This window comes from Parashewanella hymeniacidonis, assembly GCF_016900895.1.
Classification (GTDB): Bacteria; Pseudomonadota; Gammaproteobacteria; order Enterobacterales; family Shewanellaceae; genus Parashewanella; species Parashewanella hymeniacidonis.
Genome location: NZ_JAFEUN010000118.1, coordinates 1 through 13,088 on the forward strand (window position 1 = coordinate 1; position 13,088 = coordinate 13,088).

The 13,088-nt window shown below is 41.7% G+C and carries 16 protein-coding genes; 5 read left to right on the forward strand and 11 right to left on the reverse strand.

The window, feature by feature from the left end:
- Positions 1-528 (reverse strand): class I SAM-dependent methyltransferase (locus tag JQC92_RS18260; protein ID WP_205000985.1); only part of this gene is annotated, 528 nt, incomplete at its 3' end.
- A gap of 265 nt (positions 529-793) precedes the next feature.
- Here JQC92_RS18260 and JQC92_RS18265 point away from each other — a divergent pair.
- From JQC92_RS18265 to JQC92_RS18280, 4 genes are all read left to right on the forward strand, one after another.
- A complete protein-coding gene (locus JQC92_RS18265; protein WP_205000986.1) occupies positions 794-1,240 on the forward strand; it encodes an IS1096 element passenger TnpR family protein in 447 nt (148 codons plus the stop codon).
- A 3-nt stretch (positions 1,241-1,243) separates the two neighbouring features.
- Positions 1,244-1,567, forward strand: coding sequence for a hypothetical protein (locus JQC92_RS18270; RefSeq protein ID WP_205000987.1), 324 nt, complete (start codon positions 1,244-1,246; stop codon positions 1,565-1,567).
- A 315-nt stretch (positions 1,568-1,882) separates the two neighbouring features.
- Positions 1,883-2,413 (forward strand): plasmid mobilization relaxosome protein MobC, encoded by a 531-nt coding sequence (mobC, locus tag JQC92_RS18275; RefSeq protein WP_205000989.1) that lies wholly within the window; start codon positions 1,883-1,885, stop codon positions 2,411-2,413.
- A gap of 63 nt (positions 2,414-2,476) precedes the next feature.
- Complete coding sequence (locus JQC92_RS18280) at positions 2,477-3,124, forward strand: relaxase/mobilization nuclease domain-containing protein (protein WP_205000992.1); 648 nt, start codon at positions 2,477-2,479, stop codon at positions 3,122-3,124.
- 11 nt (positions 3,125-3,135) lie between these two features.
- Here JQC92_RS18280 and JQC92_RS18285 read toward each other — a convergent pair whose 3' ends face one another.
- The 10 genes from JQC92_RS18285 to JQC92_RS18330 all read right to left on the reverse strand — a co-directional run bounded on the left by JQC92_RS18285 (position 3,136) and on the right by JQC92_RS18330 (position 12,949).
- Positions 3,136-3,501, reverse strand: coding sequence for a hypothetical protein (locus tag JQC92_RS18285; protein WP_205000993.1), 366 nt, complete (start codon positions 3,499-3,501; stop codon positions 3,136-3,138).
- Positions 3,501-3,746 (reverse strand): hypothetical protein, encoded by a 246-nt coding sequence (locus JQC92_RS18290; protein WP_205000994.1) that lies wholly within the window; start codon positions 3,744-3,746, stop codon positions 3,501-3,503. The genes JQC92_RS18285 and JQC92_RS18290 overlap by 1 nt, the downstream gene beginning before the upstream one ends.
- Positions 3,747-3,774: 28 nt before the next feature.
- Complete coding sequence (locus JQC92_RS18295; protein ID WP_205000995.1) at positions 3,775-4,632, reverse strand: LAPAL motif-containing putative phage structural protein; 858 nt, start codon at positions 4,630-4,632, stop codon at positions 3,775-3,777.
- A gap of 191 nt (positions 4,633-4,823) precedes the next feature.
- Positions 4,824-5,807, reverse strand: coding sequence for an ArdC family protein (locus JQC92_RS18300; protein ID WP_205000996.1), 984 nt, complete (start codon positions 5,805-5,807; stop codon positions 4,824-4,826).
- 3 nt (positions 5,808-5,810) lie between these two features.
- Complete coding sequence (locus JQC92_RS18305; RefSeq protein WP_205000997.1) at positions 5,811-6,023, reverse strand: hypothetical protein; 213 nt, start codon at positions 6,021-6,023, stop codon at positions 5,811-5,813.
- A complete protein-coding gene (locus JQC92_RS18310; RefSeq protein ID WP_205000999.1) occupies positions 6,001-7,971 on the reverse strand; it encodes an LPD7 domain-containing protein in 1,971 nt (656 codons plus the stop codon). The genes JQC92_RS18305 and JQC92_RS18310 overlap by 23 nt, the downstream gene beginning before the upstream one ends.
- Positions 7,968-9,863: a type IV secretory system conjugative DNA transfer family protein gene (locus JQC92_RS18315; protein WP_205001000.1), complete on the reverse strand. Its 1,896-nt coding sequence runs from the start codon at positions 9,861-9,863 to the stop codon at positions 7,968-7,970. The genes JQC92_RS18310 and JQC92_RS18315 overlap by 4 nt, the downstream gene beginning before the upstream one ends.
- Positions 9,864-9,998: 135 nt before the next feature.
- Positions 9,999-11,042 (reverse strand): P-type DNA transfer ATPase VirB11, encoded by a 1,044-nt coding sequence (gene virB11 / locus JQC92_RS18320; RefSeq protein ID WP_239480633.1) that lies wholly within the window; start codon positions 11,040-11,042, stop codon positions 9,999-10,001.
- Complete coding sequence (gene virB10 / locus JQC92_RS18325; RefSeq protein WP_205001001.1) at positions 11,017-12,162, reverse strand: type IV secretion system protein VirB10; 1,146 nt, start codon at positions 12,160-12,162, stop codon at positions 11,017-11,019. Before virB10 ends, virB11 begins: the two co-directional genes overlap by 26 nt.
- Positions 12,155-12,949 (reverse strand): TrbG/VirB9 family P-type conjugative transfer protein, encoded by a 795-nt coding sequence (locus JQC92_RS18330; protein ID WP_338049530.1) that lies wholly within the window; start codon positions 12,947-12,949, stop codon positions 12,155-12,157. Before JQC92_RS18330 ends, virB10 begins: the two co-directional genes overlap by 8 nt.
- A gap of 43 nt (positions 12,950-12,992) precedes the next feature.
- Between JQC92_RS18330 and JQC92_RS23290 the strand changes: the two genes are divergently transcribed.
- Positions 12,993-13,088 (forward strand): IS1/IS1595 family N-terminal zinc-binding domain-containing protein (locus JQC92_RS23290; protein ID WP_205001004.1); only part of this gene is annotated, 96 nt, incomplete at its 3' end.

The window sequence follows — 13,088 nt, forward strand, 5'->3', positions numbered from 1 at the left end:
ATTTTCCCAAAATTTAGGATTGTTAATTTCACCGGGGAATGGTTCGCCTGCTCTTTTTCGGTTCTCGTATTCAGGGATAAACTTCTGCCAGTTTGTTAAGAAGGTTGTTTCACATACCACATACAATTCACCTCCAACCTCTAGCCAGTTATGTGCTTTTTTAAGTGCTTGTTTCATGTCCTCACCACTGAAGAAGTGAAGGACGCGGCAGATTAAAATTTTTCTGAATGATTTAGCGTCGAAATCAAGCCCAATAGGAAACTGAGCTGTAATCGTTTGTAATTTGCTTAGGCCTTTTTCTTTAGCTGTTTCAGATAGAGCTTTTAGGTGTCTGTCGTCCATATCATTAGCAATAACAGTCGCACCATTTTCTAACGCTTTAAGTGTGGTGTATCCAAAAGCTGCTCCAATTTCTAAAAATGTGCCATCAGCATATTCAGTGAATTTTTTTGAGAATGGATCAATTGTAACAGTGGCATAGCCTTGTTGGTTTAGGGTTGGCACAAACAACTGGTTATCTTCGACCATAGGTTTTAACTTCACGAAAGAATTAAAAAGATTATTAAATAATTAAACAATTTCAAATGAGTAGCTCAAGGTAAACCGTAGTTTTTATCCGTGTCGTTAAGTGAAAGTTCAGGTTTGGTTAATATCAAAGCTTTGATATTAACGGTGATATCAGTTACGAATGCAGAGTAGGGTTCTAAAAATATTTACTGAAACTTATGGTCTGAGACTTAATAACCGTTATCATTATGAAAATCACTAATCTAGATGAATATGAGGTGACATTGTGGTCATTACCCTTGAATTAGAATGTCTTGCAAATCCGTTTTTTGATGACGAATTTAAATGTGTTTTTGAAATCTATGAGTCGATAACGCTGGATGAACTGCATTTGCATATTCAGAAAATAATCGAGTTTGATAATGACCACATGTATGAATTTTTTACCGCAAGAAACCCATACGGTAAACGAAATGTTGTTTACTGTGATGAAGAGTTTTCCTTCCATGATAATGTCATGAGCATTGATGAGACAAAGCTGCTTGATGTATTTCCATTAGAACCCAAAGAAAGCCTTTTTTACTTTTTTGATTTTGGAGACAGCTGGGTCTTTAAAGTAAAAAGAACCCGTCATAAAGCTAAAGCCGCAGAGAAGGGCATGAGTTACCCAAATATCATTAAAATTGTCGGTGAGAAGCCAGAGCAATATCCAGATTGGGAAGATGAGGAGTAGGAAGTGAAAGGATTAACGATAAATGGAAGTAAACTTCATGAAGTAAGAATGAAGTTAGAACCATATTCTCAAGGACAAGGAACTGTCTCGTACTTGGTTTATCCGAAATCAAGGATAAATTACCAGATATATGATGATTTAATACAGTTAAAAATTCCATCAAAGCTGGCGGTTGAGTTGTATCGCACAAGTGTTTTCCCTCAAGATGAAACTGAGTCATTCGAAGTGCATCTATCAGGAAAAACACAAAGCCGATATAAAATTGTGAAATTGATTTATCCGCAAGGTCACAGTGAAGACGTGACCTTTGTTTTGCATAAGCACTGATAAAAACAGATTGGTGTTAAAAAGGATTATCTGAGGGTAGATAATCCTTTTTGGTGTATTTCCTCTCTTAAAACCCAAGAAAACAAAACCACCGCTAAAATCTAAAAACAGCACTTAATTTACTAATGCAGGATTCGCAACTTGCCAGCAAATCGACCCACATTTGCCAGCGAATAGACCCAAAGTTGCCAGCCGATGGTACCAATAGTGTCAATTTCAAAATATATTTACGACATAACTTCTCAACCCCTAGTTATCTTAATGAAAACGTGAAATAACGAATTTATCGTGTAAATACCAATCAAAATAAGGTTTATGGTTAAACAAACGGTAAAGACGCAGCTCAGTGAAGAAGACAAACAAAAGTGGCAACAGTTTTGTCAGGCTAACGGAATGACGGAATCTGCCATGATGCGTTTTATGATGAACCAAGTTCTGCAAGATATTGCCAGTAACGATGAATTCCATGAAGCTAAAAGCAACAAAATCACCATTCGACTTTCTGAACATGAAATGCAAAAACTCACCACTCAAGCAGTAGAGGAAGGCTACCTTTACCGAACCAGCTGGGCAACAGCTTGTGTGATGGCAAATCTAACTCGCACACCAGTATTAACCGAAGGTGAGATAAAAGCACTCAGAGAATCTAACCGTCAACTCGCAGCTGTTGGCCGTAACCTCAACCAAATCGCCCGTGTGCTCAATATCGATTATCGCTACAGCGACAAATTCACTAGAGAAATGATACAAGTACTCGATGCTAAGTTTGAAAAGCACAAAGCCATGGTAAATGATCTCATCAATAAAATCTGCAAGCGCTGGGAGCTAGAACAAAATGATGAATAACTCTCTGCCCGTCATACCAGTGAAGACTGGTATCCAGCGCCTTTTCGCTATTGGCTAGTAATCATGACCAAGCTATTAAACGACTCAATCTCTGGCTTACTTAACGGTGATGTCAGAACAAAATCTAACCGAGTTAAAAATAACAATCGCTATATTAAACGAGCGCCAGAAGTCATGGTCAAAGTCAGTGGTTTTGGTTACAACAACGCTCATACAGCCAACCATTTCGACTACATCAGCCGCAACGGAAAACTCGAACTAGAAGATGAAACAGGGCTGGTTTACCAAGAACAACAAACAATCCATCAACTAGCCAAAGACTGGAACGAATCAGACTTTCAACAACGCAAACGAACTCGCCACAGCACACACCTTGTCTTATCCATGCCATTTGGCACTGAGCCGAAAGCCGTAAAACAAGCCGTTCGAGCCTTCGCTAAAACTGCTTTTGCTGAAAATTACCAATATGTGTTTGCACTTCATACTGATACTGATAGTCCGCATGTTCATTTGACTGTTAAGAATTTAGGATTTGATGGTAAACGATTGCACGTAAGAAAAGGCTTGCCACAAATCTGGCGTGAGCAATTTGCTTGTGAGTTGGAAAGGCAAGGCATAACTGCTGAAGCTACGCCTAGATTGAAAACTATCTCAAAATTAACAAGCATTAAACTCTGCCTTGATGAAAAGCAAAGCCAGATATTTAAATGAGTTATATGTATTTATATCTTTTTTAACTCATCTTTAAAAAGCTTAGATCTTGCTAAGATAGTCTTTGTTAAATCTTCTTGAATGTCGCTGACATCCCTACCTGCTTTTGTCTCAACTTCTATTTGTTTTTGAAGAAATTTTATATTTTCATCAATAACTTTTTCTGTTCTTATTGCAGTTGCTGATCTCACCCTCCAATTTGCAAAAAGCCAGTCAATAGAAATTGATAAACCTGCAATTACAAATGGTAATAAAGAAGTGCAAATATGAATAACATCTTTACTAAGCTTAAAAATATCTAGCTGTAGTATACCTATAATCGCTCCAGTAAATGCAGCTGCCGATAAGGTAGTTTTTTTAGTGTTCTTCTTTTCCATTATTTAAGCACCCTACCAGTTGAATGTAAGAGTGCATTAACTAATGCTTTATTATCAGATGCGTTAACCTTAACAATTTCTATAGTTCCATCAGTGCGCTTAATTTCAATTGTAATGCGCTTTAACGGTATGAACTTAATGATAAAAAGCTTACCGATGGCATAGCCAATACGACAAACAAAAGGTAGAGATAACAGTGCAGACAGCATTATGACTATTTGAGTCCAAGCTTCCAGCTCTGTCATTGAATATCCTCATTTGATTGAAATCTAATTATTCGCCTCTTTTACGGATAACTTCTAATAACTCCAATTTATAAGTTGGTGTTGTTCCGTGGCGATGTTTTTTTATCGTTTTTATTTTTACAGAAAATAGTGCTGTTTTCGAGAATTCTTCTTTATTTTTGTTTACTCGCTCTAGAAAGGCTTCATCTTTCATAGATATCGCTTTCAATGAATCGTCAGGCAACCTAATTTGCCAACCACTAGCTCCTTCGAAATTCACTTTTGTAAAATATATTTCTTTTCTTTCTTCAGTCTCTGTTATTTCTTCAATAACACTCTGAGCCATTTTTTTATAGTCTTTTGCTTCTTCCTCTGTTACTTCATAAATTTCATCATCATTTTGGTCTTTGATTATAAATTTAGCATCTTCTACATCTTCAATTGGTGCTTTGATTACTTTGTCAATGTTGTCTCTGAAATCTTTAATTGCAACTAGCTCTGCTACATCTTTAGGTAAGTCGACGGTTGTATCATCACTTAAAGTTAGAGTTGAAATATTTTTGTTTTTAGTTTCAATTAATTTAATGCGTCTTGATTTTAGTTGTTTTATAGCCCCCAAAACGGTGCTAGCTGTTCCTGTTGCGCCAACGAAGCCAATAACAGACAGAGGATTAACACCAGCATTATTAAGATAGGAAATAAACTCAACAACAAAAGAGCCTTTTTCCTGAGCTTTTACCTCTAGACTTAACTCGGATTCTTCACCATTGACAACTTTATTGGCATTTTTTAATGCCTTGGACATACTAACGATAGCTTCTCCCAATTTTTCAGCATCAATAGTGTGGTTTTTAGTTTCTTTAGTGTCGTATGAGATTTTGAAAATATGTTTTTGCTGGTTATCCATAAAGCTTGACTTCCTTTATACTGATAAAGCTATTGAAGAGAATGCTAAACCCTAGGCGGCTATTGAATTTTAGTAGCTAGACGGTTTATTTAATGAGTATTTTATCAATATTTATAATCAGTTGGAATGTTAAATTCTTTTGGTATTTTATCAATATTTATAATCAGTTGGAATGTTAAATTCTTTTGGTATTAGAGATAATGTTCAAAATTTTCTCTATTGAGTTCTGTTATTAGCTGATTATTACCTCTATTTTCCATTGTAATATCATTACTTCTAAAATGTTCACGGCTAATTACAAATTTCTGAATTTTCTCAGCATCCCTCGACGCCCGTAAAATCTCTTTGGGATCATCTTGCAGTACTTTAACCCAATGGTCGACGTAGGCGGCATGTTGGCCAAACTTGTGGCCGATTTGTAACTCATCGCCCAACATCAGAGAGCCGATTTCTGCTCTGAGTTCTTCTTTGGCGTAAGATTCATCACCGAAGCGGCCTGTCATATCTCTGTTGAGCCTGCTGGAATGCCCTGATGAATGGCAAAGCTCATGTAGGGCTGTCGCATAAAAATTATCATGGCTTTTAAACTGGTTTCTAGCAGGTAAATGTATGCTGTCGGTTGCAGGGCTGTAGTATGCATTATCGTATTGGTCATGCTTAATTGGTACATCAGAGTTTTGCAGTATTTTCTCAGCCCGTTCATGGCGTTGCCATTCTGGGAGTGTTTTTACTTTGAGTTCGGGTAAACCTTCTATTTGCTCAGCGTTAAAAACTACTGAACTGAATACTCTTGGCTTATCGAGTTTTACATTAACCTTAATCGGTTTACCGTCAGCGCCTAAGATTTTATTTCCGTTACTGTCGGTTTTATCAACTTGATCAAACAACTTCCAATATTGAACAATCGTGCCGTGTTGGCCTTTACGAACTTGGGCATCAATGCCTTTGGCTTGTTTGTAGGTCATCCATCTTGGATCGTCACGACATTGCATCGCTAACCAAATGGCGTTGGAGCCTTTGTAACGAGTACCGCTGATTGGATTATGCGGCATTCGAGGCTGTCCAGCTTTCCAAGGCTTTTGCCACGGAGCAGTGCCAGCTTTGAGTTGCTCTATGAGTTTGTTGGCGATTTGTTCGTGGTAGGGTAGCTTTTGTGCTTGTTTGGTTACTGGCATAGGCTAATCCTCCTTATCTTCAGCGGATAGCTCAGTTGCTGCAAATGCTTCCTCTTCGCTGAGGGCATCTTCTTCAAAAGCGCCAAGTTCATCCGCTTCGGTTGCGGTGACTTCTATGACTGAGCCGGGAATATTTAGCTGAAACAGCTTTTCGTCTAACTCCGTTGTGAAGGCTTGCGGTTCTTGGTGTGAATTAGTGTTCAAGTGATTGTTCATGTTGTGGTTCCTTAATGTGATAAATAGAATCTTGGCTAGAGTTTGGTGAGCTGACTTGTTTCACGCTCTTGTTATTGGGTTTAAAAAAATTTTCCAGTTTGGTTTTTACTTTGTCTAAAAAGCGTTGTTGAGCTTCAGCTGGAAGGGCTTTACAAAACTCTTGCGCAGATTGCAGAGTAGAGTTTTTGTCTAATGTTGATGTGTTGCTAGTAATCACTGATTCAATTTGATTAATCGGTGTTGGCTTATTTGGTGCGACCGACTCTGTTTCTTTTTTAGCTTGAGGTTGCTGCTTTGCTTTCAGTGCATTGAATTGCTTAATATCTTCCTGACTGGGACGATAGCCATGTACTTTCATATCTTGAAGTGATGCTTTAAGCCATGCTTGTAGTTTAAAGGTTTTAGTCCCTGACAAGCGAATCGTTTGCCAGTTGCGTTGTTTAGCAATACTCAGTAAATCACCGATAACCTGCGCATGGCTGAGCTTGGTTTGTAGCTTGTTGCCTTTATCAATAAAAGCTAGATAGTTCGGGCGGTTACTGAAGTAGTATTTGTTTTCAACGGCAAGGTAATGCTGATTGATTTTTTCAGGGATTGATGCTGGTTTTGATTTTTCAGCCTTATCAATAACTGCGGCTTTAACATCTGTATTGCCGTTATCAATTAGTTTGCTAAGCGGCCTTAATTGCTCAGTGAGCTGCTGATTGGCCGCTTTTGCTTTTGTGAAATCTAGCTTGTTGTCACTTTCAGGTGCAATCGAGTTATATTCTAACGCTCGTGGCTTTTCGGCTTGCATCGGGCAACAGGCTTGCAATTTATATTCGATTTGGCGCTGAACAACGCCAAGGCCGCTGCTCATATGTAAGTCGTTAAAGTCGGTGAGTCCCACTTCGATTTGCTCTTGCATAAAGTTCGGACTGAGCCAAGAACCACGGGTAATATTGGCGGCTTGTTGAGCTTTTTCTAAGCCTTTATTCACTTTATTGTTGCGGTCATCATCGGCCAGAAACAGATGATGGCTGGTGGGGTAACGAGCTTTGAGTTTTTCTGCGACTTTGGGCATATTACCTGCGTCTACCGTCATTACCACACTGCGATTGGTGGCTTGCGCGATACTCGCCGCCGTAGCATAGCCTTCGGCGTATAAAATTGGCTCACCATCTTTTAGTGGTTTGTAGCCGACAACAAAAAAATGTCCTGTTTTTTGAGCGCCTTTCTTTAAACATTTGAAACCATTCGGGCTGATCCGCTGCAGGGAATGAACTTTATGGTTTTCATCCATTAAGGGGATCACCAAACGGCCTTTTTTGTCTTGCATTACATCAGGAAATACCTGCACATCTTTTTTCATCAAGTAGGGATGGTTGATGTTTGCTGGTGGCATCAGCTGAAAAGCTTGACTGCAACGATTGGCGTAATGCTGATAACGTTTAGCTGTTGCAATTCCTCGCTGTATTTTGCGATTGATTTGATGCGCTTTAATGTGCAGCTTTGCCTGCGGATCGCTTTGAGTAAAACTGGCCGCCCATTTTTTCGGTTCGCTGTGAGTGCGATGGTCTTGATACCAACCGGCTGGATGTCCGTCAGAGTATGCACAATAAACTGCACTTTTCTGGCCACGCTTATCATCTTGAGTCGCCACCCGATGTTTTTGGCCATCGAATATCGGTGCTTCATGCAGTACAAAACCCGATGCCTCCAAGATTTGGGCGAACTCAAGGGTGGGGTCTTGATGCGTGGGCGTATCAAATTGTTCAGGTTTCGGCAGCCAAGGCTCGATTTTGGCAACGACTGTACCTGCTTTAGCAAACCATAAGCCTTGCTGCTTATCGTAAGTCAGTGCATTACTGCCATCGGCCAATTTTCCAACCGCAGCCTTGGCTTGCTCCTTTTGCTCGAACGGAATGGCGAGATAGGTTTGTTGCTCAAGAGTGGTGTTATCGTTCATTCAGTATTCTCCACGGGCAAGGTTTTCAGGTAGTCATCGACATAAGCATCTATTTGAGATTCATCAATGGCATTTTGGTTAACAGGTTTTTCAGCTGGTTTGGATTTAGGCTGTTGCTGAGCTTTTGTTTGAGGCTTTGGTTGAGTCGATGGCTGGGGTGTAGCCGTTTCGCCAGCATCATCACTGACCAGCTTGATTGGTGTACTCGCCACAGCAATTGAATTTTTCACACTGACTTTGGGAATGGACGGTGCTGGCGACTGTTGCTGCTCACGACCATTTCCTCGAAGTTTGAATGCTTTGTCTTGATACCAGCGAATTTTGCAGCACTTAACGGGCGGGCAGTGCTCCAACAGCAATAACGCTTGTTGCTGACCAAGGCGCATGATCTCTTGCGGCAGCATTAACGCACGGCTGTGATCACTGGTGTTTTCACTGCGACCACCTTTACCTGTCAGTTGCCTGCCATGACTGCGCTGCTTAATGGTGTTGGTGCCTAGAATATCGGATATCTCACGGGCAACTTTTGGATTTTTAGGCGCAAACACGATTTGCAAAGCATGGTTTTCAATTAGGGTTTCAGCGCCGTCATGGCCGTAAATTTCTCGAAGCTGTGATGGTGATTGAATAATGGTGAGCAGTCGTAAACCATAACCTGCGACATAGCTGATCCCTTTGCTCAAAATATTGACCTTGCCGATGGCAGCGAACTCGTCCATCAACAACAAAACTTGGTGTTTAAGGTTTGGATTCTGCTCAGGCAGTTCACGGGTGTTTAAGTCTATCAGTTGCTGGAAGAACAAATTAATCAGCGGTGCTAAGCGTTGTAAATCATCGGGTGTGACGCCGACATAAATGGACAGTTTTTGTGTACGTAGCTGACGTAAATCAAAATCATTATGAGCCGTCACTGCATCAATCACAGGGTTATAAAACAGCTCTAGGGCTGAGGTGAAACTCTTACGAATCGACCCTCTTGTGCGCTCTGGTGTTTCTAAATAGTCTTTTAATGATGAATGGCATTGGCCTGATAACGGCTGCGGACTTTGCATACGCTCATTGATTAGCGCTATCAGATATGTATCACCTTTATTGAGTTGGCGAAGCACTTCCCCCATAGTGACGGGTAAGGGTGGGGTTTCTAGTAAAAACAGCACAAGTCCAAGCCATAAGGAGCGAGCAGAGGCTTGCCAAATAGGTGATTCGTTATCAATATTGGGGAATAGCATTTGCCCAATTTTCTGAATGTCGTTTATACGAAAACTTGGGTCGGAAGAAATATAGTGCAGTGGGTTCCAGCGATGACTTTGGTAGTCTCGTGGCGCAAGGTTGAGAAGAAAACATTGCTGACCATGAGCCTTCCGAAAGCCGGCACTGATGTTCCAGTTTTCTTGTTTGATGTCCAGCACCACGATGGAATCTTGCCAACTGAGTAAATTCGGCACCACAACACCAACACCTTTACCGCTGCGAGTGGGTGCCGACATCAACACATGCTGTTGTCCTGAAAATTGTAGATACTGCTTTTGCAGTAAACCTTGTTGCTTACCAACGATGATGCCAGTTTGTCCCAATAATCCCGCTTGCTTGATTTTTTGCTGGCTAGCGAATTTTGCTTCACCGTATAAGGGAGGTTTTTTCGGTTTGAATTTTAGAATTAAAGGTAAACCAATGGGCACAAACCCCAGTAATAATGACAAGCCCAGCCAGAATTGTGTGGGTTTATCGTGACCATAGAAGTAGCCGTAACGAAACACAGTTAATGGCGTGGCGTTGTGATAATCAAGGTGAGCAAAGTACAGATAAATGGTGCCGCTGAGCCAAAGGCTGAGTAATAAGCCGATGATTGCAATAGTTACATAAAGCTTGATGGTCAGTGGTTTTGAGTTCATAGTGTTAGCCTCAAAATTATCTCGTCATGCCCATGAAAATGGGCATCCAGCGGCTTTTTACTCTTAAATAAAAGTCACTAGATTCCCGCTTACAACATGCGGGAATGACGAAGTAGGTAAAGCACTCAAAATTAGTCAAATGTCACCTCTTTCGTTGTAATAAACCTCACTCACAAAGCGCCGACCGTTGACCACTTGCAGTTGCACGATGATATCGACGCAAAGATTCAGTAGCTGTTTGATGTCATCACGGGATAACGAAGCGCCTGCCTGACTTTCTTTCATCAGCAACACCAATTGCTCAAGGGCAAGTTTGGCGCTGCCAGCGTGCATGGTGGTCATGCTGCCGGGGTGGCCTGAGTTGATATTACGCATGAAATAAAAGGCTTCATCGCCACGAATAAGCTCAGCGACAAACACTCGGTCTGGTTTCATCCGCAAGCTGGATTCTAAAAGCTGTTTTTGATTAACGGGCGCAATGCCTTGGTTGCCTGCTGAATAGAACAAACTTACACTGTTTTGATGGGTTCGATACAGTTGCAGCTCGTCGACATTTTCAATGCTGATGAGGCGTTCAGTAGTCGGTACGTAATTCAGTAGCGAACGAAAAAAGGTGGTTTTGCCTGAGCCAGTCGCACCAGAAACAATGATGTTTTTTCTGTGTTTGATGGCAAGTGTCAAGAACTGGGGGAACTCATTATTACTGTGCAGCTGCGCTAATTGATCTTCTACCGTTCTATCAATTTGTGGATCTGATGGTTGAAAATAACCTTGATGTTGATAGTCGTCCAAGGTGAAGTTAACCGTCGACGGTTTACGAATGGTAAAGCTGATACGGCCGATTAAGGTTACAGGTGGAATACAAATTTGAACTCGCTCGCCTGATGGTAAAGTGGCCGAAAGAATGGGATGGCTTGTATCAAGCTTTTGACCAGAATAGGTGGCGATGAGTTTTGCTAAGCGTTGGCAGTATTCTAATGTGATTTTGTTGTCAGTGGCTTGTTGCCAGCCCTGATGATTTTCCGTCATTAACTGACACGGCTGATTGATCACCAGTTCGGTCACGCCATCTTGAACTAGCCACGGCGTCAGTAATTTAAGATGCTCAAGCAGGGCAACGGCTCGGCAGTCTTTTATTGCGGTTAGTGGTGGGTTACTCACGGCTAAATTGCAAGTCATAGACACTCCTAAAATCCAGATCACGGGCGACAAAAACATTGATGTGCTCACCTTGATTTTTGAGTAGGGTAGGCTTGATGCGAATCGAATCTTGCAAGGCGATGGACGCTAGATCTTTGGTACCGCCGATGGTGTTGCCGAATTGAATTTGGTTTTTGTCACCGCTGTTAGCTTTGTTAGCGGCATAATTTCCAGCATCACCAATCAGACTGAGCAAAATGGCACTGCCAAATCGTTGTTTGAAGTGACCATCAACAAAGCCGGTATGTCCGCTGCGCCCTAAAGTATCGGTGCCGGGTGAATCTAAATCGATGATCACGCCGTTGGGGGTTTCAATTCGATCCCACAACACAAATATCCGTGCCACACCTTGTAGTAAACCACTTTGATACTGGCCGACGATGTGGCTGCCTTTTTCTAGTAACAGCACTTTGCCATTGGTGGAATAGATATCGCGGCTCAGTTGACAGCGAGTCATGCCCGGTACATCAGAGCTAATGGCGGTTTCTAAAATGCAATCAAGAAAGGCGCCTTTTGTGATGAACAGGTTCGTGTCGACAATGCGACTGGCAACGCTGCCTTTGACTTTAGTGGCTTGCAGCTGAGTCGCTAAAGCGTTCGGTCGGGATTCACCAGTGTAATTATCTGAAGATTGACTCACACTGGTTGTTTGACGGCTAAGTTGTGAATTACGGTTAACCACTAACAAATCATCAAACTGCTTTCGCTGCGCTGGTGTCCATTGCTTACCTTGGTTGACAGAAAGGTATTGCGGATTTGATGGTGATGTTGCCAAATCCGCTAAGCCCGTATGCAATAAACCCGCATTGTTTTTATCAGGCTTGTCGTTTGGCTTATCTCTATTGGGTGAAGGCTTAGGCAAAGCAGGTGGGTTACCTAAATGATTACCGATTTCTTTATTATTGGCTGGATCTTGCTGCGCTTTACTGTGACTAAAGCCGCCATTGACCAGCACCAAAAGTAATATCACCACTAGGCAGGTCAGTATCATTATCGGCTTAGACAGTTGAAATCCACTGCCTTGATGCGCAGTAAGTTCAGGTACGGCCTGAGTTTCAACAGGTGGAGATTCAGTTCGGTTAGAATGCGTGTTAGTCATGTTTTCCTCCTTGCTGAATTAAGTGGCGCACCACATGAGGAATGTTGCTGGTTTGGTAGTCGGCGGGTTTTTCTTTGGCAAAGTTTTGATTAAACACGCAGGCCACACGGTTGCCTTGGCGCAGAACCAGTTGCCTAACCACTCGCTCAATGACAATGGTGTCGGGATAATGAGGATTAACGTTGGAGTTCACCAAGCTTTCGCTGTTATCAGCAGTGCTAATTGTTGAGTTGACGATGTAGACGGCGGGTAAGTCTTGTTTACGGTTGAAAGTCAGATAGGTGAAACGGCCATCATCAAAGGCTTTAATTGGTGCAATGCTGTCATCACCTTTATAAAAGTAAGCCTGATTAATCACTTTCGGCGCTTGGTTGCTGCTGAGTTGTTGCTTGAGTAATTGTTGTTGCTGTTGTTTAAACTCGATTTGCTCTTGCTGAGCGGGATAGCGAAAATCCACAGCAAACATCATATCGTTAGGAATAGGGTGAGCGCCGTGTTGCGACCAATGCGCAGATAGCTCAAAGTTGTAAACTCGTTGCCGACCTTGAATGTAAGCCGTCAGTACCGTCATATTGGTCACAGCGTTTTTAGCTTTCGGCTTGATGAAAATATGATTGTCGACGGTGGTCACTGACCATGCATCACTGTCACCCATGGCGATTTGCTTGATGGTTTCGCCCTGAGCAAAAGCAATATCGGTAGCAAAACCATAATGGCCAACCAATTTCACCACTTGCTCAGTTTGATAGTTGATGTGTCGGGTAGTGGGCTGATGGCGTGAATTGATCTATGATGGTTGCACACTAGTTTCATTTCTTTTAGAGCATATCATGCGTCACTCTATAGATGTTCAATGTCCTCATTGCCATGGTGTTTCAATATCTAAAGCAGGAAAAACCCCAAAGGGACAGCAAAGATATTTGTGT

Excerpts from the sequence above, each read along its gene's own strand:
- mobC (WP_205000989.1), top strand. The coding sequence starts at position 1,883 with ATGGTTAAACAAACGGTAAAGACGCAGCTCAGTGAAGAAGACAAACAA.
- JQC92_RS18280 (WP_205000992.1), top strand. The coding sequence starts at position 2,477 with ATGACCAAGCTATTAAACGACTCAATCTCTGGCTTACTTAACGGTGAT.
- JQC92_RS18285 (WP_205000993.1), bottom strand. The coding sequence starts at position 3,501 with ATGGAAAAGAAGAACACTAAAAAAACTACCTTATCGGCAGCTGCATTT.
- JQC92_RS18290 (WP_205000994.1), bottom strand. The coding sequence starts at position 3,746 with ATGACAGAGCTGGAAGCTTGGACTCAAATAGTCATAATGCTGTCTGCA.
- JQC92_RS18295 (WP_205000995.1), bottom strand. The coding sequence starts at position 4,632 with ATGGATAACCAGCAAAAACATATTTTCAAAATCTCATACGACACTAAA.
- JQC92_RS18300 (WP_205000996.1), bottom strand. The coding sequence starts at position 5,807 with ATGCCAGTAACCAAACAAGCACAAAAGCTACCCTACCACGAACAAATC.
- JQC92_RS18305 (WP_205000997.1), bottom strand. The coding sequence starts at position 6,023 with ATGAACAATCACTTGAACACTAATTCACACCAAGAACCGCAAGCCTTC.
- JQC92_RS18310 (WP_205000999.1), bottom strand. The coding sequence starts at position 7,971 with ATGAACGATAACACCACTCTTGAGCAACAAACCTATCTCGCCATTCCG.
- JQC92_RS18315 (WP_205001000.1), bottom strand. The coding sequence starts at position 9,863 with ATGAACTCAAAACCACTGACCATCAAGCTTTATGTAACTATTGCAATC.
- virB11 (WP_239480633.1), bottom strand. The coding sequence starts at position 11,042 with ATGACTTGCAATTTAGCCGTGAGTAACCCACCACTAACCGCAATAAAA.
- virB10 (WP_205001001.1), bottom strand. The coding sequence starts at position 12,162 with ATGACTAACACGCATTCTAACCGAACTGAATCTCCACCTGTTGAAACT.